The 25,948-nt window shown below is 54.7% G+C and carries 22 protein-coding genes and 1 riboswitch; of the genes, 14 read left to right on the forward strand and 8 right to left on the reverse strand.

The genetic code is table 11. The annotated features are described in order from the left end of the window. The first annotated feature begins 5 nt into the window (after nucleotides 1-5). Nucleotides 6-2,861 carry a bifunctional [glutamate--ammonia ligase]-adenylyl-L-tyrosine phosphorylase/[glutamate--ammonia-ligase] adenylyltransferase gene (gene glnE, locus E2L00_RS09640; protein ID WP_167610793.1) on the forward strand — a complete coding sequence of 952 codons (2,856 nt, stop codon included), beginning with the start codon at nucleotides 6-8 and terminating at the stop codon, nucleotides 2,859-2,861. Nucleotides 2,862-2,910: 49 nt separating this feature from the next. Further along, a complete protein-coding gene (hldE, locus tag E2L00_RS09645) occupies nucleotides 2,911-4,341 on the forward strand; it encodes a bifunctional D-glycero-beta-D-manno-heptose-7-phosphate kinase/D-glycero-beta-D-manno-heptose 1-phosphate adenylyltransferase HldE (RefSeq protein WP_167610361.1) in 1,431 nt (476 codons plus the stop codon). Nucleotides 4,342-4,529: 188 nt separating this feature from the next. Here hldE and ubiK read toward each other — a convergent pair whose 3' ends face one another. Continuing rightward, the gene (ubiK, locus tag E2L00_RS09650; RefSeq protein WP_167610363.1) at nucleotides 4,530-4,820 is read right to left on the reverse strand and encodes a ubiquinone biosynthesis accessory factor UbiK; all 291 of its coding nucleotides are present in this window, start codon (nucleotides 4,818-4,820) and stop codon (nucleotides 4,530-4,532) included. Nucleotides 4,821-4,929: 109 nt separating this feature from the next. Further along, nucleotides 4,930-5,077, forward strand: a riboswitch (FMN riboswitch). A gap of 94 nt (nucleotides 5,078-5,171) precedes the next feature. Here ubiK and ribB point away from each other — a divergent pair. Next, nucleotides 5,172-5,825, forward strand: a complete 654-nt coding sequence (ribB, locus tag E2L00_RS09655) for a 3,4-dihydroxy-2-butanone-4-phosphate synthase (protein ID WP_167610365.1) — start codon at nucleotides 5,172-5,174, stop codon at nucleotides 5,823-5,825. 38 nt (nucleotides 5,826-5,863) lie between these two features. Here ribB and zupT read toward each other — a convergent pair whose 3' ends face one another. After that, nucleotides 5,864-6,631, reverse strand: coding sequence for a zinc transporter ZupT (zupT, locus tag E2L00_RS09660; RefSeq protein ID WP_167610367.1), 768 nt, complete (start codon nucleotides 6,629-6,631; stop codon nucleotides 5,864-5,866). A 123-nt stretch (nucleotides 6,632-6,754) separates the two neighbouring features. Between zupT and ygiD the strand changes: the two genes are divergently transcribed. After that, the gene (gene ygiD, locus E2L00_RS09665; protein WP_167610369.1) at nucleotides 6,755-7,543 is read left to right on the forward strand and encodes a 4,5-DOPA-extradiol-dioxygenase; all 789 of its coding nucleotides are present in this window, start codon (nucleotides 6,755-6,757) and stop codon (nucleotides 7,541-7,543) included. Between the two features lie 191 nt (nucleotides 7,544-7,734). Here the strand turns inward: ygiD and E2L00_RS09670 are convergent, their stop codons facing one another. The 3 genes from E2L00_RS09670 to tolC form a co-directional block, all read right to left on the reverse strand. Continuing rightward, complete coding sequence (locus tag E2L00_RS09670) at nucleotides 7,735-8,895, reverse strand: glutathionylspermidine synthase family protein (RefSeq protein WP_167610371.1); 1,161 nt, start codon at nucleotides 8,893-8,895, stop codon at nucleotides 7,735-7,737. A gap of 5 nt (nucleotides 8,896-8,900) precedes the next feature. After that, nucleotides 8,901-9,569: a DUF1190 family protein gene (locus E2L00_RS09675; protein ID WP_167610373.1), complete on the reverse strand. Its 669-nt coding sequence runs from the start codon at nucleotides 9,567-9,569 to the stop codon at nucleotides 8,901-8,903. 176 nt (nucleotides 9,570-9,745) lie between these two features. After that, entirely contained in the window at nucleotides 9,746-11,248 is a 1,503-nt protein-coding gene (gene tolC / locus E2L00_RS09680) for an outer membrane channel protein TolC (RefSeq protein WP_167610375.1), read from the reverse strand. A 205-nt stretch (nucleotides 11,249-11,453) separates the two neighbouring features. Between tolC and nudF the strand changes: the two genes are divergently transcribed. From nudF to parE, 5 genes are read left to right on the forward strand one after another with little or no spacing between them, the layout of a single operon-like run. Continuing rightward, the gene (gene nudF / locus E2L00_RS09685; protein ID WP_167610378.1) at nucleotides 11,454-12,086 is read left to right on the forward strand and encodes an ADP-ribose diphosphatase; all 633 of its coding nucleotides are present in this window, start codon (nucleotides 11,454-11,456) and stop codon (nucleotides 12,084-12,086) included. A 2-nt stretch (nucleotides 12,087-12,088) separates the two neighbouring features. Then, a complete protein-coding gene (locus E2L00_RS09690) occupies nucleotides 12,089-12,511 on the forward strand; it encodes a DUF1249 family protein (protein ID WP_167610381.1) in 423 nt (140 codons plus the stop codon). Between the two features lie 25 nt (nucleotides 12,512-12,536). After that, nucleotides 12,537-13,364, forward strand: a complete 828-nt coding sequence (gene cpdA, locus E2L00_RS09695) for a 3',5'-cyclic-AMP phosphodiesterase (protein ID WP_167610383.1) — start codon at nucleotides 12,537-12,539, stop codon at nucleotides 13,362-13,364. Continuing rightward, complete coding sequence (yqiA, locus tag E2L00_RS09700; protein ID WP_167610386.1) at nucleotides 13,364-13,939, forward strand: esterase YqiA; 576 nt, start codon at nucleotides 13,364-13,366, stop codon at nucleotides 13,937-13,939. The genes cpdA and yqiA overlap by 1 nt, the downstream gene beginning before the upstream one ends. Before the next feature lie 46 nt (nucleotides 13,940-13,985). Further along, on the forward strand, nucleotides 13,986-15,881 hold the full coding sequence (parE, locus tag E2L00_RS09705; protein ID WP_167610389.1) for a DNA topoisomerase IV subunit B: 1,896 nt from the start codon (nucleotides 13,986-13,988) through the stop codon (nucleotides 15,879-15,881). Nucleotides 15,882-16,097: 216 nt separating this feature from the next. Here the strand turns inward: parE and E2L00_RS09710 are convergent, their stop codons facing one another. Together E2L00_RS09710 and E2L00_RS09715 are read right to left on the reverse strand one after the other, a co-directional pair. Continuing rightward, nucleotides 16,098-16,415 (reverse strand): putative quinol monooxygenase, encoded by a 318-nt coding sequence (locus E2L00_RS09710; RefSeq protein WP_167610392.1) that lies wholly within the window; start codon nucleotides 16,413-16,415, stop codon nucleotides 16,098-16,100. A 31-nt stretch (nucleotides 16,416-16,446) separates the two neighbouring features. Then, nucleotides 16,447-17,028, reverse strand: a complete 582-nt coding sequence (locus tag E2L00_RS09715) for an NAD(P)H-dependent oxidoreductase (RefSeq protein WP_167610395.1) — start codon at nucleotides 17,026-17,028, stop codon at nucleotides 16,447-16,449. A 249-nt stretch (nucleotides 17,029-17,277) separates the two neighbouring features. Here E2L00_RS09715 and E2L00_RS09720 point away from each other — a divergent pair, with 249 nt between their 5' ends. From E2L00_RS09720 to E2L00_RS09740, 5 genes are all read left to right on the forward strand, one after another. Then, the gene (locus E2L00_RS09720; RefSeq protein WP_167610397.1) at nucleotides 17,278-17,682 is read left to right on the forward strand and encodes a YgiW/YdeI family stress tolerance OB fold protein; all 405 of its coding nucleotides are present in this window, start codon (nucleotides 17,278-17,280) and stop codon (nucleotides 17,680-17,682) included. 336 nt (nucleotides 17,683-18,018) lie between these two features. Continuing rightward, nucleotides 18,019-20,289 (forward strand): DNA topoisomerase IV subunit A, encoded by a 2,271-nt coding sequence (parC, locus tag E2L00_RS09725; RefSeq protein ID WP_167610400.1) that lies wholly within the window; start codon nucleotides 18,019-18,021, stop codon nucleotides 20,287-20,289. 91 nt (nucleotides 20,290-20,380) lie between these two features. Beyond that, on the forward strand, nucleotides 20,381-21,136 hold the full coding sequence (locus E2L00_RS09730) for a 1-acylglycerol-3-phosphate O-acyltransferase (RefSeq protein WP_167610403.1): 756 nt from the start codon (nucleotides 20,381-20,383) through the stop codon (nucleotides 21,134-21,136). Between the two features lie 77 nt (nucleotides 21,137-21,213). Next, complete coding sequence (gene ftsP / locus E2L00_RS09735; protein WP_167610406.1) at nucleotides 21,214-22,626, forward strand: cell division protein FtsP; 1,413 nt, start codon at nucleotides 21,214-21,216, stop codon at nucleotides 22,624-22,626. A gap of 128 nt (nucleotides 22,627-22,754) precedes the next feature. After that, nucleotides 22,755-24,971, forward strand: coding sequence for a YgiQ family radical SAM protein (locus tag E2L00_RS09740; RefSeq protein WP_167610409.1), 2,217 nt, complete (start codon nucleotides 22,755-22,757; stop codon nucleotides 24,969-24,971). A gap of 134 nt (nucleotides 24,972-25,105) precedes the next feature. On the opposite strand, the gene dkgA is transcribed toward E2L00_RS09740, so the two are convergent. After that, complete coding sequence (gene dkgA / locus E2L00_RS09745; protein ID WP_167610412.1) at nucleotides 25,106-25,933, reverse strand: 2,5-didehydrogluconate reductase DkgA; 828 nt, start codon at nucleotides 25,931-25,933, stop codon at nucleotides 25,106-25,108. Nucleotides 25,934-25,948: the final 15 nt, after the last annotated feature.

The following is a 25,948-nucleotide window of genomic DNA, read 5'->3' on the forward strand; positions in this document are numbered from 1 at the left end:
ACATGATGCCGCACTCGCTCCTTTTACAGCAGCACCTGCAGGCGGTATTACCGCGTCTGCCACAAGAGATCGATAGCCCAGGGTTAAGCGCCCAGGCGCAGGCCGTACTGACATTCAGTGATTTTGTCTGCGACAGCATGGTGGCGCACCCGGCCTGGCTGCTGGAGCTGGAGCAGCGTCCTCCTGAGGCAAAAGAGTGGCAGCATTATGCCGCCTGGCTGCAAAGTAAGCTGCAGGACGTACAAGACGAGGCGGCGTTGATGAAAGCGCTACGTCTGTTTCGCCGTCGCATCATGGTCCGTATCGCCTGGGCGCAAACGCTGCAACAGGTGCCTACGGAAACCTCACTGCAACAGTTGAGCGTGCTGGCGGAAACGCTAATTATCGCCGCACGTGACTGGCTTTATGCCGCATGTTGCCGAGAATGGGGAACGCCGTGTAATCGGGATGGCGTTCCACAGCCGCTGATGATCCTCGGTATGGGGAAACTCGGCGGCGGCGAGCTGAATTTTTCCTCCGACATCGACCTTATTTTTGCCTGGCCTGAAAATGGCTCGACCCAGGGCGGGCGGCGCGAATTAGATAACGCGCAGTTCTTTACGCGTCTGGGACAGAAACTTATCAAAGTGCTCGACCAGCCTACGCAGGACGGTTTTGTCTACCGCGTGGATATGCGTCTGCGCCCGTTTGGCGACAGCGGCCCGCTGGTGCTGAGCTTTGCTGCGCTGGAAGATTATTATCAGGAACAGGGACGCGACTGGGAGCGCTACGCGATGGTCAAGGCGCGGATTATGGGCGACACAGACGACGCATGGAGCCAGGACCTGCGCAAGATGCTGCGTCCGTTCGTCTTCCGCCGCTACATTGATTTCAGCGTCATTCAGTCGCTGCGTAACATGAAAGGCATGATCGCCCGTGAAGTGCGCCGCCGTGGCCTGAAGGACAATATCAAACTTGGCGCCGGCGGCATTCGCGAAACCGAGTTTATCGTGCAGGTCTTCCAGCTTATTCGCGGCGGCCGCGAGCCGTCGCTCCAGTCCCGCTCGCTGCTGCCTACGCTTGAGGCTATCCAGCAGTTGCATCTGCTGCCGGAAGGCAACGCACAGCGACTGCGCGAAGCCTATCTCTACCTGCGTCGCCTGGAGAATCTGCTGCAAAGTATCAACGATGAACAGACCCAGACGCTGCCTGGCGATGAGCTTAACCGTGCTCGTCTTGCCTGGGCGATGAATGAAGATGGCTGGGATGCGCTACAACAAACGTTGCAGGCGCATATGGATGACGTGCGTCAGGTATTCAACGATTTGATCGGTGATGATGAGCCAGAGGCGGGCGAAGATAAAATTGCCGAGGCCTGGCGTGAGCTGTGGCAGGATGCGCTCGATGCGGACGATACCACAGCCGTACTCAGCCACCTGACGCCGGAAGCGCGTGGCGAAGTGCTGCGGCTGGTCGGCGAGTTTCGTCAGGATACGGATAAACGTACTATCGGTCCGCGTGGCCGTCAGGTGCTGGATCAGCTTATGCCGCGGCTGCTGAGCGAGGCCTGTTCACGCAGCGATGCTTCGCTACCGCTATCGCGACTGCTCCCGCTGCTGCTGGGCATTGTTACCCGTACAACCTATCTCGAACTGCTGACGGAATATTCGGGCGCGCTTAAACATCTGATAACGCTCTGTGCCGCGTCGCCAATGATTGCGGGGCAGCTGGCGCGTTATCCGCTGCTGCTGGACGAACTGCTTGATCCGAACACGCTCTATCAGCCAACGGCGACGGATGCTTATAAAGACGAGCTACGCCAGTATCTCCTGCGCGTTCCGGATGATGACGAAGAGCAGCAGCTTGAAGCGTTGCGCCAGTTTAAACAGGCTCAGCTTTTGCGCGTGGCTGCGGCCGATATCACCGGAACGCTGCCGGTCATGAAGGTTAGCGATCATCTGACGTGGCTTGCCGAGGCGATTATCGATGCGGTAGTTCAGCAGGCGTGGGCGCAAATGGTGGCGCGCTTCGGCCAGCCAAAACATCTGCGTGAGCGGGAAGGGCGCGGGTTTGCCGTCATCGGCTACGGCAAGCTTGGCGGCTGGGAGCTTGGCTACAGTTCCGATCTGGATTTAGTTTTCCTGCACGACTGCCCGGCAGATGTGATGACCGACGGCGAGCGCGAAATCGACGGACGCCAGTTTTATCTCCGTCTGGCCCAGCGCGTTATCCACTTATTCAGTACCCGCACCTCGTCCGGCATTCTGTATGAGGTGGATGCCCGCCTTCGTCCATCTGGCGCGGCAGGGATGCTTGTCACAACGGCGGAGGCCTTTGCTGACTATCAGCAACATGAGGCCTGGACGTGGGAGCATCAGGCTCTGGTTCGCGCCCGTATCGTTTACGGCGATCCGCTTTTGAACCGTGAGTTTGATGCCATCCGCCGTGAAATTTTGTCCCGCCCGCGTGAAGGTGAAAAACTACAAACAGAAGTGCGTGAAATGCGCGAAAAAATGCGCGCCCACCTGGGGGATAAACACCGTGGACGCTTTGATATTAAAGCGGATCGGGGTGGGATCACCGACATTGAATTTATCACGCAGTATCTGGTTTTGCGTTATGCGGCACAGGCTCCAAAGTTAACGCGCTGGTCCGATAACGTACGCATTCTGGAATTAATGGCGCAAAACGACATTATGAGTGATGACGAAGCGCGAGCGCTGACCCATGCTTACGTCACGTTGCGCGATGAGCTACACCATCTGGCCTTGCAGGAACTGCCGGGTAATGTGGCGCCAGATGCGTTTACCGCCGAGCGCGAGCAGGTTGAGCGCAGCTGGCAAGCGTGGCTGGACGAGGCGCAAACGCGCGCGCAGACGTAATTGTGATATTATCTCGCGCAAAATTTTTTCCCTCTCTGGAGAGTCAGGAATGAAAGTAACGCTGCCCGAATACAGCCGTGCAGGCGTCATGGTGGTTGGTGATGTAATGCTCGATCGCTACTGGTATGGCCCAACCAGCCGTATTTCCCCGGAAGCCCCGGTGCCGGTGGTGAAAGTGGAAACCATTGAAGAACGCCCTGGCGGCGCTGCCAACGTGGCGATGAATATCGCTTCGCTCGGCGCGAATTCCCGCCTGGTTGGGCTGACCGGCATCGATGACGCCGCGCGCGCGTTAAGCCAGACGCTGGCGGGTGTGAACGTCAAATGCGACTTTGTTTCAGTTCCGACTCATCCCACGATTACCAAGCTGCGCGTGCTTTCCCGCAACCAGCAGCTGATCCGTCTGGACTTTGAAGAAGGTTTTGAAGGCGTTGATCCTGAGCCGCTGCACGAACGCATTAATCAGGCCTTGCCGCACATTGGCGCGCTGGTGCTTTCTGATTACGCGAAAGGGGCGCTGGCAAGTATTCGCCAGATGATTAGCCTTGCTCGCGCGGCCAACGTACCGGTGCTTATCGATCCCAAAGGGACCGATTTCGAGCGCTACCGCGGCGCAACGCTTTTGACACCTAATCTTTCTGAGTTTGAAGCGGTGGTGGGTAAATGCAAAAGCGAAGCTGAACTGGTGGAGCGCGGCATGCAGTTAATTACGGATTACGATCTGTCCGCGCTGCTGGTGACGCGTTCAGAGCAGGGTATGACGCTGTTGCAGCCCGGCCTTGAGCCGGTTCATCTGCCGACTCTGGCGCAGGAAGTATACGATGTGACCGGTGCAGGCGATACGGTAATCGGCGTACTGGCGGCAACGCTTGCGGCGGGTAACTCTCTGGAAGAAGCCTGCTACTTTGCTAATGCGGCGGCGGGTGTGGTCGTCGGCAAACTCGGTACGTCGACCGTTTCCCCGATTGAACTGGAAAACGCGGTACGTGGCCGGGCTGATACCGGTTTTGGCGTGATGACCGAAGCAGAACTGAAAGTTGCCGTTGCCAGCGCGCGTAAACGCGGCGAGAAAGTCGTCATGACCAATGGCGTGTTCGACATTCTGCATGCGGGCCACGTTTCTTATCTGGCGAACGCGCGCAAACTTGGCGACCGTCTGATTGTGGCCGTAAACAGCGATGCTTCAACCAAACGTCTGAAAGGGGAAACCCGCCCGGTAAATCCGCAGGATCAGCGTATGATCGTGCTGTCCGCGCTGGAAGCGGTGGACTGGGTTGTGCTGTTTGAGGAAGATACCCCGCAGCGCCTGATCGGTGAGATCCTGCCGGATCTGCTGGTGAAAGGCGGCGACTACAAGCCTGACGATATCGCCGGCAGTAAAGAAGTGTGGGCGAACGGCGGCGAAGTCATGGTTCTGAATTTTGAAGACGGGTGTTCAACCACCAATATCATTAAAAAAATCCAAAGCCATGAAGCATAAAAAAACGCCCCTGGCGGGGGCGTTCAGACTGATGACAAACTCTCAACCAACACAGGTTGAACGTCTACCGAAGAGTAAAAAAATAAGGAAAATCAACGGATTGATTTCCGGCTGATAACCACAAAGAAGGAAAAAGCACGCTTTTTCCTTCTTTGTCAGCAACCTAAACGCCCCTGGCGGGGCGATTTTTACATCTGTGGTTCTGTTGGTGGAACTACAGCCGGCACCGGTGCGGCTGCCGGGCGATTTTCCAGCTCGCTTAAACGCTGCTCCAGCAACGCCATTTTTTCCCGGGTACGCAGCAGCACCTGCGTCTGCACGTCAAACTCTTCACGGCTCACCAGATCCAGGCGCGTTAACTGTGCCTGCAAAACCTGACGAATTTTCTTTTCGACATCATCCCCGAACTCACGAATCCCTTTCGGCATCGATTCATGAACCTGACGGGCGATCTGCTCAATTTTTTTCGGGTCAATCATAATGGTTTCCATTTAACCTGCGTGAATAGCTTAATTGTAATACCTGATTGCCGGGTGATAAACCTCAAATGGCGTTGCCAGAGAAAATCATCGGCGCTATAGTAAGTCTGCTTATTCTCAGGGCGGGGTGAAACTCCCCACCGGCGGTAAATCAGCGTACGCTGAAAGCCCGCGAGCGCTCCGAAACGCTTCGGAGGTCAGCAGATCCGGTGTAATTCCGGGGCCGACGGTTAAAGTCCGGATGGGAGAGAGTAACGACAAAGACAGGCCCCGGCCTGCCCACGTTATTTTTTATAGCTCCTAAGACTGCCCTGATTCTGGTAACCATAATTTTAATGAGGTTTTTTTACCATGAATCAGACGCTACTTTCTGCATTTGGCACCCCGACTCAGCGCGTAGAACATGCACTTGCTGCATTGCGCGAAGGCCGCGGCGTGATGGTTCTCGATGATGAAGATCGCGAGAACGAAGGTGACATGATTTTCCCTGCCGAAACCATGACCGTTGAGCAAATGGCGCTGACCATTCGTCACGGCAGCGGCATTGTCTGCCTGTGCCTGACCGATGAACGTCGTAAACAGCTCGATCTGCCGATGATGGTTGATAATAACACCAGCGCTTACGGCACCGGTTTTACCGTCACCATTGAAGCGGCGCACGGCGTAACTACCGGCGTTTCTGCGGCTGACCGTTTGACAACCGTGCGTGCCGCTATCGCCGACAACGCTAAACCAGGCGATTTGAACCGCCCGGGACATGTATTCCCACTGCGTGCTCAGCCAGGCGGCGTGTTAACCCGTGGCGGTCATACTGAAGCGACCATTGATTTGGTTACGCTTGCAGGTTTCAAACCAGCCGGCGTGCTGTGTGAGCTGACCAACGACGATGGCACCATGGCGCGAGCGCCAGAATGCATCACCTTTGCCCGTCAGCATAACATGGCCGTCGTGACCATTGAGGATCTGGTGGCATACCGCCAGACGCACGAGCGTAAAGCCAGCTAAATGACATAAAAAAACCCGGTTAACTGCCGGGTTTTTTATTAACCTATTCCGCTCGTTTGCAGTAAGGTCAGGCTCAGCCCCATCACCGCCATACCGCAAAGCACGCCGTAGCTTGGGTTGTTATGCGGATCGATCTCTTTTGCCAGCGGCATCAGTTCATCCACCGACAGCGCCACCATAATCCCTGCGACGGCCGCCATGATTGAGGCCATTACTACCGGCGAGATCATCGTGCCAAGAACCAGCCAGGCCAGCACGCCGCCAAAAATTTCCGCAAGCCCTGAAACGCCCGCCCAGATAATCGCTTTATGCTTCGACCCCGTAGCGGCATAAACCGGACCTGCGACCGCCAGGCCTTCAGGAATGTTATGTAATGCGACAGCGAGGGCAATCCCCATCCCGAGTTCGAGATTGGAACTGGCTGTTACAAAGGTCGCAATACCTTCCGGGAAGTTGTGCAAGCTAATACCGAGCGTTAGCAGAAGCGCGGTGCGGCGCAGATTACCTGTCTGTAACGTGCCGTCCGCCAGATCCTGTGGATGTGCGTGGGGCAGGCTACGGTCGAGCGCAAAATAGCCCATTAGCCCGAGAACAAACATGCCGTAACCCAACACGGGGGACATGCCTGCGGTATGCAGCGCCGCCGGCAGCATTTCCATTAGTGAAATAAGCAGCATAATTCCGGCGGCAAATCCGAGCGAAAAAGCCAGTACCCGATTCGACGGCTTCTGGCCGATTACACCCAAAACGGCGCCGATAAAAGTGGCCCCTCCGGCTAACAGGGTCAGGATCAAGGGTACGGACATTTACGGTTCCTCATCGCAACATTCAAATTTTCTGACGATCTTCATCATGCTTATCTGAGTTCTTCCCATGCCGATTGGGCGTAATGTTGTGCCATCAGATTTTATCCGCTTAAGGACACGACGATGACTGCCCAACGTATGCCCGCGCTATTCCTTGGTCACGGAAGCCCGATGAACGTGCTGGAAGATAACCACTATACCCAGACCTGGCGTCATTTGGGAGAAACACTGCCACGTCCGAAAGCGATTGTGGTGATATCTGCACACTGGTTCACGCGTGGTACCGGCGTAACCGCGATGGAAGCGCCAAAAACCATCCATGATTTTGGCGGGTTCCCGCAGGCGTTGTATGACACGCATTATCCGGCGCCGGGTTCTCCGGAACTGGCGCAGCAGCTTGTCGATCTGCTGGCACCGAATCCTGTCACGCTGGATAAAGGAGCCTGGGGATTCGACCATGGCTCATGGGGCGTGCTGATAAAAATGTACCCGAAAGCGGATATCCCGATGGTGCAGTTAAGTATCGACAGCACGAAGCCGGTTGTCTGGCATTATGAGGCTGGTCGAAAACTGGCTGCGCTGCGTGAGCAGGGAGTGATGCTGGTTGCCAGCGGCAACGTGGTGCATAACCTGCGTACCGCTCGCTGGCATGGTGAAAACACGCCTTATCCGTGGGCCAGCGCTTTCAATCAGTATGTGAAAGATAATCTCACCTGGCAGGGGCCAGCGGCAGAGCATCCGCTGGTGAACTATCTGCAACATGAGGGTGGATCGCTATCGAACCCGACGCCAGAACATTACCTGCCTTTGCTGTATGTGCTTGGCGCGTGGGACGGGGAAGAGCCTGTTACGATCCCGGTGGACGGCATTGATATGGGATCGTTGAGTATGCTTTCGGTGCAGATTGGTTGATAAAAAAGGCGCGATAAACGCGCCTTGAGACTGATGACGAACCTTCCAGGTTCACAAGACTAAAGGGTGTCGTCATTTAAAAATAAGCAAAATCAATTCATTGATTTTCGGCTGATAACCACAAAGGAGGGAAAACCACGCTTTTCCTTCTTTGTCAGCAATCTGAAGGCGCGGATAAACGCGCCTTTTTCTTACTCTACAAACACATGCGGGTAGAAGCGTGAAAGATCCTGCGTGATAAGCTCGCGGTCTTCACGAATGCCGATCCCGGCAGGTTGATCGTTGATAAGCCAGCTACCGATAAGCGTGTAGCTATCGCCAAATTTTGGCAGTTGGTAAAATTGCTGGACGATCATACCTTCTTCGCCGTAAGGGCCATCGACGCGGGCAACTTCCTGACCGTTCTCGATGATTTTCACGTTTGCCCCTTCGCGGGAGAAAATAGGTTTAACGACGTATTTATCCATTGCCGGATAGTCATCTTCTGCAAAGTAAGCTGGCAGCAGATTAGGGTGATCCGGGAACATTTCCCACAGCATCGGCAGCAGCGCTTTGTTGGAGATAATGCTTTTCCAGGCAGGTTCCAGCCAGCGTACGCCAGCATCTTCAAGCTTGGTGGAGAACATCTCGCGCAGCATGTATTCCCACGGATAGAGCTTGAAGAGATTGCTGATAACCCGATCCTGCAGGTCGGTAAACTGGCCTTTTTCGCCCAGGCCTATCTCCTCCATATAGACGAACTCGCTGGCTACATCGGCTTCAGCGGCGCAATCCTGCAGGTACTGTACGGTACCGCGATCTTCTACCGTGTCCTGGCAGCAGGCGAAATGCACCAGGTTGAAGCCGTGCAGCTGTTTCAACTCGGCAAAGCGTTCGATGATCTTTTCTTGCAGGCTGTTGAACTGATCGCTATCCGCTGGCAGATTTCCTGCCTGCGTCTGATCCTCGAGCCAGATCCACTGGAAGAACGCGGCTTCGTAAAGGGAAGTTGGCGTGTCGGCATTGTTTTCCAGCAGCTTAGGTTCACCCACGCCATCCCACGCCAGATCGAGGCGGGAATAAAGCGAAGGCTGCTGGGTACGCCAGGACTGACGCACAAACTCCCAGGTGTGTTTCGGGATGCGGAACTTAGCCAACAGCTCGTCGCTGCTTACCACTTTTTCAACAACCTGCAGACACATCTGGTGCAGCTCTGCCGTGACATCTTCCAGGCGTTCGACCTGCGGGAGCGTTAGTTTGTAATAAGCGTCTTCACACCAGTACGGCTCGCCGTACATGGTATGGAAGTTAAAACCATATTCCGTGGCTTTTTCGCGCCAGTCCGGGCGTTCGCTAATGGTGATTCTTTCCATAATCCTTAGCCGCCCATTGAACGGGAGGAACCGGTAGCGCTGCTGCGCTGCATTGAAGTCTGCTTCGCGACAGATTCGCCAAAGCCGCCGCGCGTGACCGTGCTGGTGGTGGCAGGTTTCGGCGCCAGCGCGGTTTTCGGAACGGTAGCGGTACGGCCAGGCGTTGCCGCGCCGTAGCTCTTACCGCTGGCATCGGCATATTTACCGTAAGCCGGGCTGGCCGGGTTTTTGGACGAGAACAGAGGCTGCTGGGCAAAGCCCGCGCCACCGCCCATCAGACGGCCCATCATGTAACCGGCCATCAACGGCATCCAGAAGCTGCCGCTCTGTTGAGTCTGCGCCTGATTTTCACCCGCCATACTGGCCTGGGCAGGTGCCGGCTGGCACTGTCCTTCACCAAACTCAGCGATACATTCTTCACGGGAAGCGTATTTAGGCGCGGTGCGCTCTGCTTCTTTTAAGGCGTTATTGTAGGAGGTGGTGCATTCCGCGCTCTTGCCAGGGTTTGCCTGGGCACAGTCATCCGCGTTCTGGTACATGGAGACTGTTTCGTCGTTCTGTTCACAGCCCGCAAGCATAAATACGGCGGTAACGGCTAGCGCAACCGGCGTTAAATGTCTGGCGTTCCAGCTTTTACGGAACGACGCGTGGTTTATAGTTTTTGTCCGTTTCATTTATCAGTCCTGAGCCCAAAGGAATAGCGAATGTTGTGCTTAGGATAGGGGATGAATGGTTGAAATTAAAGCGATGGCGGATGATTGCGAGCGATTGCGGGGGGATCTTTACGTTGCCTTACGTTCAGGAGCGCAAGTTGTGACAGGGGTATGCTGGCATACCCCTTTTAGTGTGACTACTTCCCGAATGGATTACGAGAATTGCTGCCGGTCGCTTTTACAGGCTGCGCAGCAGGAGCGGACTGAGCGGATGCTTCAGTACCGGTTGCAGCGTTATCCGCACTGAAATTATCCACGCGGGCATTCTGTTCCGGCGTTTCTGGCGCCACGCTTTCTGGCGTGGTGGGCACTGGCTGACCCAGCGTAGCGTTAAGCGCAACCAGGTCTTGCTCGTTAAGCGTACCCAGAGCTTGCTTAATATTAAGCTGGTTGATCAGGTAGTTATAGCGTGCGCTGGAAAGCTGTTGCTTCGCATTATACAGCGTCGTGGTGGCGTCCAGCACATCAACAATGGTGCGCGTGCCCACGGAATAACCTGCTTCCATCGCATCGAAAGAGCTTTGCGCAGACACAACGGCCTGTTTGTAAGCATTGATGGTGCTGATAGAGGCGTTCACGTTGTTAAAGGAAGATCGAACGGTTTGCACAACGCTACGGTGCGCGCTTTCAAGCTGCTCGCTGGCGCCGACAAAGCTGTACTGCGCTTGTTTAACCTGTGAGGTCACCGAGCCACCGCTGTACAACGGCAGGGAGAAGTTCAGGCCGATTTTATTCTGGCCCATATTGCTGTCGTCGTATTGGGTGCCATTGGTTCTTGAGCCGCTGTAGCTGGTGTCAGACACACCGGTGGACGCGGTCAGACCGACGGTTGGCATATGGCCTGTTTGCGCATAGCGAATTTGTTCACGAGCCAGATCCTGAGAAAGGCGGGCCTGCAGCAGCGACAGGTTACGTTTTTCAGCTTCCTGCAGCAGGTTATTTACCGCATCCGGCTTGTTGGTTTTAAAACCATCAACGTTCAAAGAAGCCAGGGAAGGATAGTAGTTGCCGGTAACCTGACGCAGATTTTCTACCGCGTTATCCAGGTTGTTACGCGCGGTCACTTCGTTTGCCAGCACGTTATCGTACTGCGAGCGGGCGTTCTGTACATCGGTAATGGCTACAAGGCCTACGTTAAAGCGCTGGGTCGTCTGATCTAACTGACGGTAAATCGCCTGTTTCTGCGCTTCGGTATAGGAGAGTGCATCAATGGCGCTCAGCACGTTAAAATAGGCCGTCGCGGTGTTCAGGATCAGCGTTTGCTGGTCGGTCTGGTAGGTGACATCCTGGATACCAGCAGATTTTTCCTGCAGGGTCAGCGCACGCCATTTCGACATATCAAAAATGGTTTGTGACAAAGACAAAGAGGCGCTGGTGGCGTTGGAGTTTACGCCATTCGCATCGCGATAGCCGTTGCTGTAGGTATAATCTGCACCAAGGCCGAGCTGCGGTAATAACGGGCTGCGTGCTTCGTTAATTTTTTCGAATGCGGCGTCACGGTCTGCAGCGGATCTACGTAAGTCCGGGTTGCTAAGACGCGCCTGCTGATAAACCTGCATCAGGTTTTCCGCCTGGCTCATGGCGCTGAAACCCGTTAGGCTCAGACCGATAAGGATTGGGAGCAGTTTCTTCATGTGCATTCCTTGTTGTGAAGCAAAATTGTTTTTGTTAGCGCTGTTTGAGGCGAAATATTTGCCGATTCTAGCAGAGTCCGCCAACGGGGTTGGTTGGCGTAAAGTGCCATCCGTCCGGAATTTCCAACAATCTATCACATCGATAAGGAAACGGTAGTTAATCGGGGTTGAAATTGCTCATTTCGTTACCATAAGCCATCAGGACACCATTATGTGTAAGCCTAAAAATAAGCTGGTCACGTTAGCCAAAAACGATGTGGAAATTATTGCACGGGAAACGCTTTATCGCGGCTTTTTTTCACTGGATCTTTATCGGTTCCGTCATCGTTTATTCAACGGCGAAATGAGCGGTGAAGTTCGGCGTGAAATTTTTGAACGCGGGCACGCCGCAGTGCTGCTACCCTATGACCCTGTGCGTGATGAAGTGGTGCTGATCGAGCAGATTCGCATTGCCGCTTACGACACAAGCGACACGCCATGGCTGCTTGAGTTAATTGCCGGCATGATTGAAGAAGGCGAAAGCGTCGAGGATGTGGCGCGACGGGAAGCCGTAGAAGAAGCAGGATTACTGGTTGGGCGCACAAAAGCCGTGCTCAGCTACCTGGCAAGCCCCGGAGGAACCAGCGAGCGCTCCTCCATACTCGTGGGCGAAGTGGATGCCACCACCGCTGAAGGTATTCACGGTCTGGTGGATGAAAACGAAGATATTCGTGTTCATGTGGTGAGCCGGGAAAAGGCTTACCAGCTAGTAGAAGAGGGGTACATTGACAATGCTGCTTCAGTCATCGCTTTGCAATGGCTGCAACTGCATTATGAGAAACTGCGAAATGAGTGGAACGACTAACTATGAAGCGCTATACGCCTGACTTTCCTGAAATGATGCGCCTGTGCGAAACCAATTTCGCCCAGCTGCGCCGCCTGCTGCCGCGTAACGATGCGCCAGGTGAAAACGTAACCTATCAGGTTAATAGCGCCCGATATCGGCTGACCGTCCTTGAGTCCACCCGCTACACTACGCTTGTTGAAATAGAACAGACCGCGCCCAGCGTGAGCTACTGGAGCCTGCCATCCATGTCCGTTAGGCTTTACCATGACGCGATGGTCGCGGAAGTGTGTTCAAGCCAGCAGATCTTCCGCTTCAAAGCACGTTATGATTATCCTAATAAAAAGTTGCATCAGCGCGACGAAAAGCATCAAATTAACCAGTTTCTTGCTGATTGGCTGCGCTACTGTTTAGCGCATGGAGCGATGGCGGTTCCGGTTTGTTAGAGAGAGTGAAACCTAAGGACACCATTTGGAAAGCCTGTTAAATCTTCCTGTGGCCGGTGGGGGCCGTATCAGGATACTGCAAATTACCGATACCCACCTATTCTCTGGAAAGGATGAAACGCTGCTTGGCATCAACACCTGGGAGAGTTATCAGGCGGTGCTCGCCGCTATCCTCGAGCAGGCGCAGCATTGCGATCTGATTGTCGCCACCGGGGATCTTGCCCAGGATCATAGCGCGCAAGCCTATCAGCACTTTGCTGAGGGAGTTGCACGAATCGCTGCGCCCTGCGTCTGGCTGCCGGGCAATCATGACTTTCAACCGGCCATGTACGGCGCGCTACAGGATGCGGGGATCTCTCCCTCGAAACTTGTCTATATCGGCGATAGCTGGCAAGTCGTCCTGTTGGACAGCCAGGTCTTTGGCGTACCTCATGGCGAGCTGAGCGATTATCAGCTTGAATGGCTGGAACGTAAACTAGCCGCCGCGCCTGAACGTCACACGCTCTTATTGCTTCATCATCATCCGGTGCCGGCTGGATGTAGCTGGCTCGATCAACACAGCCTGCGTAACGCGCAAGAGCTGGATAACGTGCTGGTCAATTTCCCTCGGGTTAAGACCTTGCTGTGCGGGCACATTCATCAGGAATTAGACCTCGACTGGAACGGTCGTCGTATGCTGGCCACGCCTTCTACCTGCGTGCAGTTTAAGCCCCACAGCGCCAACTTCATGCTGGACACCATTGAGCCAGGCTGGCGCTGGGTGGAACTGCATCCGGACGGCGTCGTTACCACCGAGGTATGCCGTCTGAAAGGCGCAGTATTTAACCCTGATACCGCTTCAGAAGGGTACTGATGTCAGCATTACTCTACCTGCACGGCTTCAACAGTTCTCCGCGTTCAGCAAAGGCGACCAGCCTGCAGGCGTGGCTTGCGGACTGCTATCCGCATATAGAGATGATAGTGCCTCAGCTACCGCCATACCCTGCCGATGCGGCAGATCTGCTGGAATCGCTGGTGCTTGAGCACGGCGGCGAGCCGCTTGGCGTGGTAGGTTCTTCATTAGGCGGGTACTACGCCACCTGGCTGTCGCAATGTTTTATGCTGCCCGCCGTAGTGGTAAACCCGGCGGTAAGGCCCTTTGAACTGCTGGCGGATTATCTCGGCACCAACGAGAACCCCTACACCGGCCAGCAATATGTGCTAGAGTCTCGCCATATTTACGATCTTAAAGTCATGCAGGTTGACCCGCTTGAAGCGCCCGATCTCATCTGGCTGCTGCAACAGACGGGTGACGAAGTGCTTGATTACCGCCAGGCGGTGGCTTACTACACCTCCTGTCGCCAGACGGTTGAATCCGGCGGCAATCACGCCTTTGTGGGCTTCGAAGATTATTTCACACAGCTTGTCGACTTCCTCGGTCTGCATTGAGGCCGGGTCGGCCGATTCCCTGTTTCGCTATCTGAACGAATAAACCATGACGCAATCCAGTTATAACGCCGATGCCATTGAGGTTCTCACCGGGCTTGAGCCGGTTCGCCGCCGTCCGGGGATGTACACCGACACCTCACGTCCAAACCATTTGGGCCAGGAAGTCATTGATAACAGCGTGGATGAAGCGCTGGCAGGCCATGCTAAGCGTGTTGATGTCATTCTTCATGCTGACCAGTCATTAGAGGTTATCGATGACGGACGCGGTATGCCGGTGGATATTCACCCCGAAGAAGGCGTGCCCGCGGTCGAACTGATCCTCTGCCGCCTGCACGCGGGGGGAAAATTCTCCAACAAAAACTATCAGTTCTCCGGCGGTCTGCACGGGGTAGGGATTTCCGTCGTTAACGCCCTGTCCAGACGTGTGGAAGTTACCGTGCGCCGCGATGCCCAGGTCTACAGTATCGCCTTTGAAAACGGCGACAAAGTGCAGGATTTGAAAGTTGTCGGCACCTGCGGCAAACGCAATACCGGCACCAGCGTTCACTTCTGGCCGGATGAAAAATTCTTCGACAGCCCGCGCTTCTCCGTTTCACGCTTAAGCCACCTGTTGAAAGCTAAAGCGGTGCTCTGTCCGGGCGTTGAAATTACCTTTACCGATAAAGTTAATAATACCGAACAGCGCTGGTGCTACGAAGCCGGGCTGAAGGATTATCTGAGCGAAGCGGTAAACGGGCTTATTACGCTGCCGGAGGCGCCGTTTATCGGCAACTTTGCAGGCGATACTGAAGAAGTTGACTGGGCGCTGCTGTGGCTGCCGGAAGGCGGTGAACTGCTGACCGAAAGCTACGTTAACCTGATCCCAACCATGCAGGGCGGTACGCACGTCAACGGCCTGCGCCAGGGCCTGCTTGACGCGATGCGTGAATTTTGCGAATACCGCAATATCCTGCCGCGTGGGGTCAAACTCTCGGCGGATGATATCTGGGAACGCTGCGCCTACGTGCTTTCTGTAAAAATGCAGGATCCGCAGTTTGCCGGCCAGACCAAGGAACGCCTCTCATCCCGCCAGTGCGCCGCTTTTGTCTCCGGCGTGGTGAAAGATGCATTTAGCCTGTGGCTGAACCAGAACGTTCAGGCTGCGGAGCAGCTGGCGGAGCTGGCGATTTCCAGCGCCCAGCGTCGTATGCGCGCGGCCAAAAAAGTGGTGCGTAAAAAGTTAACCAGCGGCCCGGCGTTGCCCGGCAAACTGGCCGACTGTACCGCGCAGGATCTCAGCCGCACCGAACTCTTTCTTGTCGAAGGGGATTCCGCAGGCGGCTCGGCAAAACAGGCACGCGATCGTGAATATCAGGCGATCATGCCGCTGAAAGGTAAGATCCTGAACACGTGGGAAGTCTCTTCTGATGAAGTGCTGGCCTCGCAGGAGGTGCACGACATTTCTGTGGCGATCGGTATCGATCCTGACAGCGAAGATTTAAGCCAGCTACGCTACGGTAAGATCTGTATCCTCGCGGATGCGGACTCCGATGGCCTGCATATCGCTACGCTGCTGTGCGCGCTGTTTGTGCGCCACTTTCGCTCGCTGGTCAGAGACGGTCACGTTTACGTGGCGATGCCGCCGTTGTACCGTATCGATCTGGGTAAAGAAGTGTACTACGCGCTCGATGAAGAAGAGAAAGCTGGTGTGCTGGAACAGCTTAAGCGTAAGAAGGGCAAGCCGAACGTACAGCGCTTTAAAGGTTTGGGTGAAATGAACCCGCTGCAGCTGCGCGAAACCACGCTCGATCCGAATACGCGTCGTCTGGTGCAGCTCACCATCAACGACGAAGACAGCGATAAGACGTTGGCAATAATGGATATGCTGCTCGCCAAAAAACGTTCCGAAGACCGGCGTAACTGGTTACAGGAAAAAGGCGATATGGCCGAGCTGGACGTGTAGCGATACGCGAATCAGAACAAGGAAGTCGGTATAAAAACCGGCTCCCTTCAGATTGCTGACAAAGAAGGAAAAAGCGTGGTTTCTCCTTCTTTGTAGTTATTTGCCGAAAATCAACGAATTGATTTTGCTGTTAATTTAAGGGTGACATTTTTCAGAACTTCGTAAGCTATGAGGTTTGTCATCTGTCTTCTCCCTTTTTGTTTGCGAAGCGCAATATTACTTTATCGCGTCTTGCAGAATGTGGATGTGGGTATCCAGCACGTCATCTTTCACTGCGGCACTGTGGTTTTTCATGTGCGGCGTGGCGAGATGCGCTTCCAGATGGGCAACGCTTTCCCACTTCTCCAGCATAAAGATGGAATCCGGGGCGGTAGTCTGGAACGCGACCTGTGCATTATGATCGACCAGGGGCGCATAGCCGTAGCAACCTTCTTCTTCGAGCACGGTCGGAATAATTTTCGCAAACGCATCCACAACGTTCTTACGATGGTGCTGGCCCGGGCGGGTACGAATTTCAGCTATCACTGTCAACATGGCTAACTCCTTTTTGTAAGCAGGCCAACAGTTAAGCAAAAATTTCGCCGAGATGCTTGCGATATTCTGCAACAAAGCGTGGAACGTCCGGCACCTTCATGACGTCGTTAGCAATAAAGGTTGGCAGGCCTTTCATACCCAGAAATTCGTTGGCTTTATGGAACGGCAGGTACACACCGTCAACGCCGACGCCGTGGAAAAATTGCTCTTTATCTTCAAAGGCCTGTAGCGGCGCGTTCCAGGTCAGGGAAAGCAGATAGGTTTTGCCCTGAATCAGGCCGCCGGAACCGTATTTCTTTTCAGCATCAGAGCGGGTGCGGCCATCGCTGGCATACAGCGAGCCGTGACCTTCGGTGAAGACATCATCAATGTACTTCTTCATGGTCCAGGGGGCGCCCATCCACCAGCCGGGCATCTGGTAAATTACGGTGTCGGCCCAAAGGTATTTTTCGACCTCGGCTTTTGCGTCGTACTCGCCGTCCGTGCGGGTAACCTGAACGTCGTGTCCGAGATCGCGCAAATAGCTTTCCGCGACTTCGGTCAGGGTATCGTTTAGCTGGCCGTTAGAGTGGGCGAATTTTTTCGCGCCGTTGATAATCAGGATATTGCTCATCGTCGTTCCTCGAATCATTGCGTTTGGCTCGGAGTCTAACGCGAACGTCATCACCTTAGAATGGTCAGAATGTGCAAAGTCTTTTGCCAGACGAGCAATAATCTTCCGACTGCTGGGTTATCCGCAGCCGCTGCCAGAGCGCTTCAACGTGCCTGGTGCGATTCAATAAAAAAAGCGTTTTTACGTATCGAGGTTAAGATCGTATTAAGATCTTTGTGTTTTACGACATACCGATGAGGGAAATAAAGGATGAAAAAAATAGCCGCTATACTGACCGTACTCGCTATTTCCGCCGCACCTGCAATAGCTGCGAACCAAGGTGGTTTTGTGGATCCGAACGCGCCAGCTACAGCGCAGCAGGCGCCTGCATCTGGTGGGTTTGTTGGCCCAACGGGTACGGTAACCACGGCAGAAAAAGCCAAAACGTTTTCTGACGACACCCGGGTTACGCTGCGCGGCAAGATTGAACAGCGTATAGGCGGGGATCACTACGTCTTCCGGGATGCTTCCGGCACGGTAAATGTGGACATCGATAACAAGCGCTGGAACGGGCAGACCATTACTCCAAAGGATACCGTGGAGATCCAGGGCGAAGTGGACAAAGACCAGAATTCTGTTGAAATTGACGTCAAGCAAATCACCATAATGAAGTAAAGTCGCAACGAGCCGTCTGATGCGGCTCGCTTTAGATGGCTGACAAAGAAGGAAAAAGCGTGGTTTTTCCTTCTTTGTGGTTATCAGCCGAAAATCAATCCGTTGATTTTCCTTATTTTTTATTCGGTGGTATAGGTTCAACCTGTGCTGGTTGAGCGTTTATCATCAGTCTGCAACGAGCCGTCTGGTGCGGCTCGCTCTCTTTTATTCACCGGCGTTAAACCTCCGTGCAAAGCTATTCCTTCCTGTGACTCGGCAGGCCAGATAAGGTACTATCGGCGGCAATTATGCCGTTTGTGGCCACACTCGGCTCGTCAGTTTGAGGATGAATAATTAATGAGTGATTTAACTCATGATGGTGCAGAGCGCCTTGCGCTGCACGAATTCACGGAAAATGCCTATCTCAACTATTCCATGTACGTCATCATGGACCGCGCGTTGCCGTTTATTGGCGATGGGCTTAAGCCCGTGCAGCGCCGTATCGTCTATGCCATGTCGGAGTTGGGACTCAGCGCCAGCGCTAAATTCAAAAAATCTGCCCGCACCGTAGGCGACGTGCTGGGTAAATACCATCCGCACGGCGACAGTGCCTGCTACGAAGCAATGGTGCTGATGGCGCAGCCTTTCTCTTATCGCTATCCGCTGGTGGACGGGCAGGGGAACTGGGGCGCGCCGGACGACCCGAAATCCTTCGCGGCGATGCGTTATACCGAATCGCGCCTGTCTAAATACGCAGAAGTGCTGCTGGGTGAGCTGGGCCAGGGCACCGTTGACTATACGCCGAACTTTGACGGCACGCTCCAGGAGCCAAAAACGCTGCCTGCGCGTCTGCCAAACATTCTGCTGAACGGCACCACCGGTATTGCGGTCGGGATGGCGACGGATATTCCACCGCACAACCTGCGGGAAGTGGCGAAAGCCGCCATTACGCTTATCGATCGGCCAAAAACAACTCTCGATGAGCTGCTGGATATCGTTCATGGCCCGGATTACCCGACCGAAGCCGAAATCATCACGCCGCGTGCTGAAATCCGTAAAATTTACCAGAACGGCCGTGGTTCTGTGCGTATGCGCGCCGTATGGAAAAAAGAAGAAGGCGACGTGGTGATCAGCGCGCTGCCGCATCAGGTTTCTGGCGCTCGCGTGCTGGAGCAAATCGCCAGCCAGATGCGCGCCAAAAAGTTGCCGATGGTTGAAGACCTGCGCGACGAATCCGATCATGAAAACCCGACGCGTCTGGTGATTGTGCCGCGTTCAAACCGCGTGGACATGGATCAGGTGATGAACCACCTGTTCGCCACCACCGACCTTGAGAAGAGCTATCGCGTTAACCTCAATATGATCGGTCTGGATAATCGTCCGTCGGTGAAAAATCTGCTCGAAATTCTCAGCGAGTGGCTGGTTTACCGTCGCGATACGGTGCGTCGTCGCCTGAATTACCGTCTCGAAAAAGTGCTCAAGCGCCTGCATATCCTTGAAGGTTTGCTGAAGGCATTCCTCAATATTGATGAAGTGATTCATATCATCCGTACCGAGGATGAGCCGAAGCCGGTGCTGATAGAGCGGTTTGCGCTGAGCGAAACGCAGGCTGAATCTATCCTTGAGTTGAAATTACGCCATCTTGCCAGGCTCGAAGAGATGAAAATCCGCGGCGAGCAGAGCGAGCTGGAAAAAGAGCGCGACCAGCTGCAGAGCATCCTGGCCTCCGAGCGCAAAATGAACACGCTGCTGAAGAAAGAGCTACAGGCCGATTCCGATGCCTATGGCGACGATCGTCGTTCCCCGCTGCACGAGCGCGGAGAAGCTAAAGCGATGAGCGAACATGATATGACGCCATCCGAGCCGGTGACGATTGTGTTATCGCAAATGGGCTGGGTGCGCAGCGCCAAAGGGCATGACATTGACGCGCAGGGGCTTAACTACAAAGCGGGCGATAGCTATCTGGCTTCCGCGAAGGGCAAGAGCAACCAGCCGGTAGCGTTTATCGATTCAACAGGGCGCAGCTATGCGCTTGACCCGATCACGCTGCCTTCGGCGCGTGGGCAGGGCGAACCGTTAACAGGCAAGCTCACGCCGCCGCCGGGCGCTACCGTAGAGCATGTGATGATGGCCCCGGACGAGCAGAAACTGCTGATGGCTTCCGACGCGGGCTATGGCTTCGTTTGTACTTTCAACGATCTGGTTTCGCGTAACCGTGCAGGTAAGCTGCTGATTTCCTTGCCGGAGAACGCACGGGTGTTGCCGCCAATGGAAATCACCAGTGAAGACGATATGCTGATGGCGATCACCGCCGTTGGGCGTATGCTGATGTTCCCGGTGAGCGATCTGCCGCAGCTGTCGAAGGGGAAAGGCAATAAAATTATCTCCATTCCATCCGCAGAAGCGGCGAAAGGGGAAGATAAGCTGGCGCATCTGTTTATTCTGCCGCCACTCAGCACCGTTACGCTGCACGTGGGCAAACGTAAGATTAAACTGCGTCCGGAAGAACTTCAGAAAATTACCGGCGAGCGTGGACGTCGCGGTACGCTGATGCGCGGCCTGCAACGCATTGATCGTGTGGAAGTTGATTCGCCGGTTCGCGCAGGCGTTGGCGACAGCGAAGAGTAGCCGATGTCGGGCGGCAGTATTGTCGCCCGAACGGTGTGTTTTGCGCTAAAGCAGGTCATACTTGTTAGCGGTTCAGGTTTCAGAGGTCGTTATGCTATCCATCGTTCGTTTTATTATTGTTGTGATTTATTGCATCCTGGTATGCATTTTAGGCTGCATCTACTGCTTATTTAGCCCGCGTAATCCGCGCCATGTGGCGACTTTCGGCCATCTCTTTGGGCGTCTTGCGCCGGTATTTGGCCTGAAGGTAGAAACCCGTTTACCCGCAGGCGCTGAAAACCACCCGACCGCAATTTATATCGGTAACCACCAGAATAATTTCGATATGGTTACCGCTGCGAACATTGTGCAGCCGCCAACGGTCACCGTGGGCAAGAAAAGCCTGCTGTGGATCCCTTTCTTTGGGCAGTTATACTGGTTAGCCGGCAACCTGTTGATCGACAGGGATAACCGAGCCAAAGCGCACAGCACTATCTCACAGGTTGTGTCGCAAATGCAGAAACGCAACATATCCGTGTGGATGTTCCCGGAGGGAACCCGCAGTCGTGGGCGCGGATTGCTGCCGTTTAAAACCGGCGCCTTTCATGCCGCTATTGCTGCCGGCGTACCGGTAATTCCGGTGTGCGTTTCCAACACCAGTAATAAAATTAAATTAAACCGGTGGAATAACGGCCTGGTGATTGTCGAAATGCTGCCGCCGATAGATACCAGCCAGTATGGTAAAGAGCAGGTGCGTAAACTGGCAACGCACTGCCGCGAAATTATGATGGCGAAAATCGAAGCGTTAAATAAAGAAGTGGCGGAGCGCGAAGCATCCGACACGGTAGAAAAAAAACAGGCGAACTGATCGCTTTATGACGGGGGTTTTCCCTCTGACGGTACGGTTTGTACCGCCCCCCACGTTTTATCTTACATGGAGCAATTATGTCACTCAGTCGGCGTCAGTTTATGCAGGCATCGGGAGTTGCACTTTGTGCGGGTGCGTTGCCACTGAGGGCAAATGCGGCAGGGCAGCAGTTACCTTTACCCGTTCCCCCTTTGCTTGAATCCCGCCGTGGTCAGCCTCTTTTTCTGACGCTGCAACGGGCGCACTGGTCATTTACCGGCGGCGCGAAGGCGCAGGTCTGGGGGCTAAACGGCCGCTATCTGGGGCCGACTATCCGCGTCTGGAACGGCGACGATGTGAAGATGATTTACAGCAATCGCCTGCAGGAAAATATCGGCATGACGATCGCCGGCCTTCAGGTGCCGGGGCCTTTAATGGGCGGTGCGCCGCGCATGATGTCGCCGAACGTTGACTGGGCGCCCGTGCTGCCAATTCGCCAGCAGGCCGCCACGCTTTGGTATCGCGCGAACACGCCAAACCGTTCCGCCCAGCAGGTGTATAACGGCCTGGCAGGCATGTGGCTTATTGAAGATGAAGTCAGCAAATCCTTGCCCATCCCCAGCCATTATGGCGTTGATGATTTTCCGGTCATTATTCAGGACAAGCGCCTGGACAACTTCGGCACGCCAGAGTACGTCGAACCGGGCAGCGGCGGCTTTGTTGGCGATACCCTGCTGGTTAACGGCGTGCAGGGGCCGTATGTTGAAGTTTCTCGTGGCTGGGTGCGCCTGCGTTTGCTCAACGCATCTAACGCGCGTCGCTATTTGCTGCAAATGAGCGATAACCGCCCGATGCACGTTATATCAGGCGATCAGGGTTTTTTACCGGCTCCCGTTTCGGTCAAACAGCTTTCCCTGGCGCCCGGCGAGCGACGCGAAATTCTGGTTGATATGACCGAAGGAAAAGAGGTTTCCATTACCTGCGGTGAAGCGGCGGGCATTATGGATCGCATTCGCGGCTTCTTTGAGCCTTCCGGCATTCTTATTTCTACGCTGGTGTTAACGCTGCGTCCAACTGGCCTGTTGCCGCTGGTTACGGATAGCCTGCCTATGCGCCTGCTGCCGGATGAAATTATCAACGGCAGCCCGGCACGCAGCCGGGATATTACGCTTGGCGATGAACCCGGTATTAACGGCCAGCTATGGGATATCAAACGTATCGATATTCAGACACAGCAGGGCACATGGGAGCGCTGGACCGTGCGTTCGGATATGCCGCAGTCCTTCCATATTGAAGGCGTGAGCTTCCTGATTAAAAATGTTAATGGCGCAGCACCTTTTGGCGAAGATCGCGGCTGGAAGGATACGGTCTGGGTCGATGGTCAGGTTGAGCTACTGGTTTATTTCGGCCAGCCATCCTGGGAACACTTCCCGTTTCTTTATTCCAGCCAGACGCTGGAAATGGCGGACAGGGGCTCGATTGGCCAGCTTCTGGTAAACCCTGCGCCTTAATATGTCACGCTGGCCCTTACTTTATCGTGAGGGCAAATATAACATTACATTAACCCTTCATTTATTAGCTGGAACCTGCGTATAATCGCCGGCTTTGGCTACTTTTACATCATTTTTCGGAAAGCACTATGAGCTCTATAAGCCTGATCCAGCCCGATCGCGGACTCTTTTCGTGGCCTCAGTACTGGGCGGCCTGTTTCGGCCCGGCACCGTTTTTACCCATGTCGCGCAAGGAGATGGATGAATTAGGCTGGGACAGCTGCGACATCATTCTGGTCACCGGGGATGCGTACGTTGACCATCCAAGCTTTGGCATGGCGATCTGTGGCCGCATGCTGGAGGCTCAGGGCTTCCGCGTGGGAATAATCGCCCAGCCGGACTGGAACAGCAAAGAAGACTTTATGCAGCTGGGCAAGCCGAACCTGTTCTTCGGCGTGACCGCAGGCAACATGGATTCCATGATCAACCGCTACACCGCCGACCGCAAACTGCGCCACGACGACGCTTATACGGCGGGTAACGTCGCGGGCAAGCGTCCTGACCGTGCGTCGCTGGTCTACACCCAGCGCTGTAAAGAAGCCTGGCGCGATGTGCCGGTGATCCTTGGCGGGATCGAAGCGAGCCTCAGGCGCACCGCGCACTACGACTACTGGTCCGACACCGTTCGTCGCTCCATTCTGGTGGATGCCAAAGCCGACATGCTGATCTTCGGCAACGGCGAGCGTCCGCTGGTGGAGGTGGCTCATCGTCTGGCGATGGGTGAGAAAATTGAAGCGATAAGCGATGTGCGCAACACCGCGATGATGCGTAAAGAAGCAATGCCGGGCTGGACCGGCGTGGATTCCACGCGTCTGGATACGCCGGGGCGCATCGATCCTATTCCCCATCCGTACGGCGAAGATTTACCCTGTGCTGAAACGGGCAAACCTGATGGCCCGCTTGTACAGGAGCCAAAAGCCGTTGTCGTTCAGCCGCCGCGTCCTAAGCCGTGGGAAAAAACTTACGTGCTGCTGCCGTCGTTTGAAAAAGTGAAAAACGACAAAGTGCTCTATGCACACGCCTCGCGTATTTTGCACCATGAAACCAACCCGGGCTGCGCGCGTGCGCTGATGCAAAAGCATGGCGATCGCTATATCTGGATTAACCCACCGGCCATTCCGCTTTCCACCGAAGAGATGGACGGCGTGTTTGCTCTGCCGTATAAGCGCGTGCCGCATCCGTCTTATGGCAAAGCCCGTATTCCCGCCTATGAAATGATTCGCTTCTCGGTCAATATCATGCGCGGCTGCTTCGGCGGCTGTTCATTCTGCTCAATCACCGAGCACGAAGGGCGCATCATTCAGAGTCGTTCCGAAGATTCGATCATCAATGAAATCGAAGCGATGCGCGACACGGTTCCGGGCTTTACCGGCGTGGTTTCCGACCTTGGCGGCCCGACGGCAAACATGTATATGCTGCGCTGTAAATCGCCGCGTGCTGAGCAAACCTGTCGCCGTTTGTCCTGCGTTTACCCGGACATTTGTCCGCACATGGACACCGACCACGAGCCGACCATCAATCTTTACCGTCGTGCCCGTGAGCTGCCGGGGATTAAAAAAATTCTTATCGCATCCGGTGTGCGTTATGACATCGCGGTAGAAGATCCACGTTATATCAAAGAGCTGGCGACGCACCACGTGGGTGGCTATCTGAAAATTGCCCCGGAACATACCGAAGAAGGGCCGTTGTCGAAGATGATGAAGCCGGGAATGGGCAGCTATCAGCGCTTTAAAGAGCTCTTTGACACCTATTCGAAGCAGGCAGGGAAAGAGCAATATCTGATCCCCTATTTCATCTCCGCGCATCCGGGTACGCGTGATGAGGATATGGTGAACCTTGCGCTGTGGCTGAAGAAGAATCGTTTCCGTCTGGATCAGGTGCAGAACTTTTATCCGTCTCCGCTCGCGAACTCTACCACCATGTATTACACCGGTAAGAACCCGCTGGGCAAGATAAGCTACAAAAGTGAAGAGGTCGTGGTGCCGAAGGGCGATCGCCAGCGTCGTCTGCACAAGGCGTTGCTGCGCTATCACGATCCGGCGAACTGGCCGATGATCCGTGAGGCGCTGGAAGCGATGGGTAAAAAACACCTGATTGGTGGCCGTCGCGAGTGCCTGGTACCGTCGCCAACGTTAGAAGAGATGCGTGAAGCGCGTCGTTATAACCGTAATTCAAAGCCGGCGCTGACGAAACACACGCCGATTGCGCACCAGCGTCGTCCAGCAGCCAGTGGCGCTAAGCCCGTGACTGCTCAAAAGGCTGGCGTTAAAACTGGTGCGAAGAAAAAGCCGGTTAGCGCACGCTGAAAGCAAGGTACGCCTTTACCCTAACCCTCTCCGCCGGGAGAGGGAATAAGGCTAAGACCCGAGCCCTCCTTGAGAGGGCATTTTTCTTTTCTTCTTCTCCCTCAGGAAGAGGGCCGGGGCGAGGATGGTTTTGCTTAGTCCCCAAACACATCCGGGTCAGGCCCCAGACGCTTGTTGCTGTCCAGCTTCGCAATCTCTCCTAGTTCATCTTTATCGAGACGGAAATCAAACACGTTAAAGTTCTCAACGATGCGCGACGGCGTAACCGATTTCGGGATCACCACCAGGCCGCTGTCCAGGTGCCAGCGAATAACAATCTGCGCGGGCGTTTTGCCATATTTATCCGCCAGATCGCGAATGACTTTTTGATCGAAAACGCCTTCACCGCCCTGCGCCAGCGGGCTCCATGACTCGGTCTGAATCTTGTGGGTAGCGTTCCAGGAGTGAAGCTGACGTTGCTGCAGCAGGGGATGCAGTTCAATCTGGTTGATAACCGGCGTAACGCCTGTTTCATCAATCAGCCTTTGCAGATGGTTAACCTGGAAATTACAGACGCCGATGCTTTTCGCCAGCCCCTGCTTTTGCAGTTCAATCATCCCTTTCCAGGCTTCAACATAGTGGTCTTTACTCGGTACGGGCCAGTGCATCAGGTAGAGATCGACGCTATCAAGCTGCAGTTTTTGCAGGCTCTCTTCCAGCGCCTGGCGCGGACGCTGCTGATCTTCATTCCACAGTTTTGTGGTGATGAATAACTCATCGCGCGGCAGGCCTGCATTTTTCAGGGCATTGCCCACGCCGTCTTCATTTTTGTACGCTGCGGCAGTATCAATTGAGCGATAACCGACCTCCAGAGCCTTATCAATGGCGAGCAGAACCTGATCGTTGCTGGCTTGCCATACGCCGAGGCCCAACTGAGGCATCACGTTCCCGTCCTGGAGCTTGATTACTGTTGAACTTGCCATGCGTTTCTCCTTAAT

Source organism: Cedecea colo, assembly GCF_011808225.1.
Classification (GTDB): Bacteria; Pseudomonadota; Gammaproteobacteria; order Enterobacterales; family Enterobacteriaceae; genus Dryocola; species Dryocola colo.

Coding starts and splice junctions, on each gene's coding strand:
- yqiA (WP_167610386.1), top strand. CDS start 13,364: ATGTCAGCATTACTCTACCTGCACGGCTTCAACAGTTCTCCGCGTTCA.
- ubiK (WP_167610363.1), bottom strand. CDS start 4,820: ATGATTGACCCGAAAAAAATTGAGCAGATCGCCCGTCAGGTTCATGAA.
- ribB (WP_167610365.1), top strand. CDS start 5,172: ATGAATCAGACGCTACTTTCTGCATTTGGCACCCCGACTCAGCGCGTA.
- E2L00_RS09675 (WP_167610373.1), bottom strand. CDS start 9,569: ATGAAACGGACAAAAACTATAAACCACGCGTCGTTCCGTAAAAGCTGG.
- dkgA (WP_167610412.1), bottom strand. CDS start 25,933: ATGGCAAGTTCAACAGTAATCAAGCTCCAGGACGGGAACGTGATGCCT.
- E2L00_RS09715 (WP_167610395.1), bottom strand. CDS start 17,028: ATGAGCAATATCCTGATTATCAACGGCGCGAAAAAATTCGCCCACTCT.
- E2L00_RS09740 (WP_167610409.1), top strand. CDS start 22,755: ATGAGCTCTATAAGCCTGATCCAGCCCGATCGCGGACTCTTTTCGTGG.
- E2L00_RS09720 (WP_167610397.1), top strand. CDS start 17,278: ATGAAAAAAATAGCCGCTATACTGACCGTACTCGCTATTTCCGCCGCA.
- hldE (WP_167610361.1), top strand. CDS start 2,911: ATGAAAGTAACGCTGCCCGAATACAGCCGTGCAGGCGTCATGGTGGTT.
- E2L00_RS09710 (WP_167610392.1), bottom strand. CDS start 16,415: ATGTTGACAGTGATAGCTGAAATTCGTACCCGCCCGGGCCAGCACCAT.
- E2L00_RS09730 (WP_167610403.1), top strand. CDS start 20,381: ATGCTATCCATCGTTCGTTTTATTATTGTTGTGATTTATTGCATCCTG.
- nudF (WP_167610378.1), top strand. CDS start 11,454: ATGTGTAAGCCTAAAAATAAGCTGGTCACGTTAGCCAAAAACGATGTG.
- parC (WP_167610400.1), top strand. CDS start 18,019: ATGAGTGATTTAACTCATGATGGTGCAGAGCGCCTTGCGCTGCACGAA.
- ygiD (WP_167610369.1), top strand. CDS start 6,755: ATGACTGCCCAACGTATGCCCGCGCTATTCCTTGGTCACGGAAGCCCG.
- tolC (WP_167610375.1), bottom strand. CDS start 11,248: ATGCACATGAAGAAACTGCTCCCAATCCTTATCGGTCTGAGCCTAACG.
- parE (WP_167610389.1), top strand. CDS start 13,986: ATGACGCAATCCAGTTATAACGCCGATGCCATTGAGGTTCTCACCGGG.
- glnE (WP_167610793.1), top strand. CDS start 6: ATGCCGCACTCGCTCCTTTTACAGCAGCACCTGCAGGCGGTATTACCG.
- E2L00_RS09690 (WP_167610381.1), top strand. CDS start 12,089: ATGAAGCGCTATACGCCTGACTTTCCTGAAATGATGCGCCTGTGCGAA.
- E2L00_RS09670 (WP_167610371.1), bottom strand. CDS start 8,895: ATGGAAAGAATCACCATTAGCGAACGCCCGGACTGGCGCGAAAAAGCC.
- zupT (WP_167610367.1), bottom strand. CDS start 6,631: ATGTCCGTACCCTTGATCCTGACCCTGTTAGCCGGAGGGGCCACTTTT.
- ftsP (WP_167610406.1), top strand. CDS start 21,214: ATGTCACTCAGTCGGCGTCAGTTTATGCAGGCATCGGGAGTTGCACTT.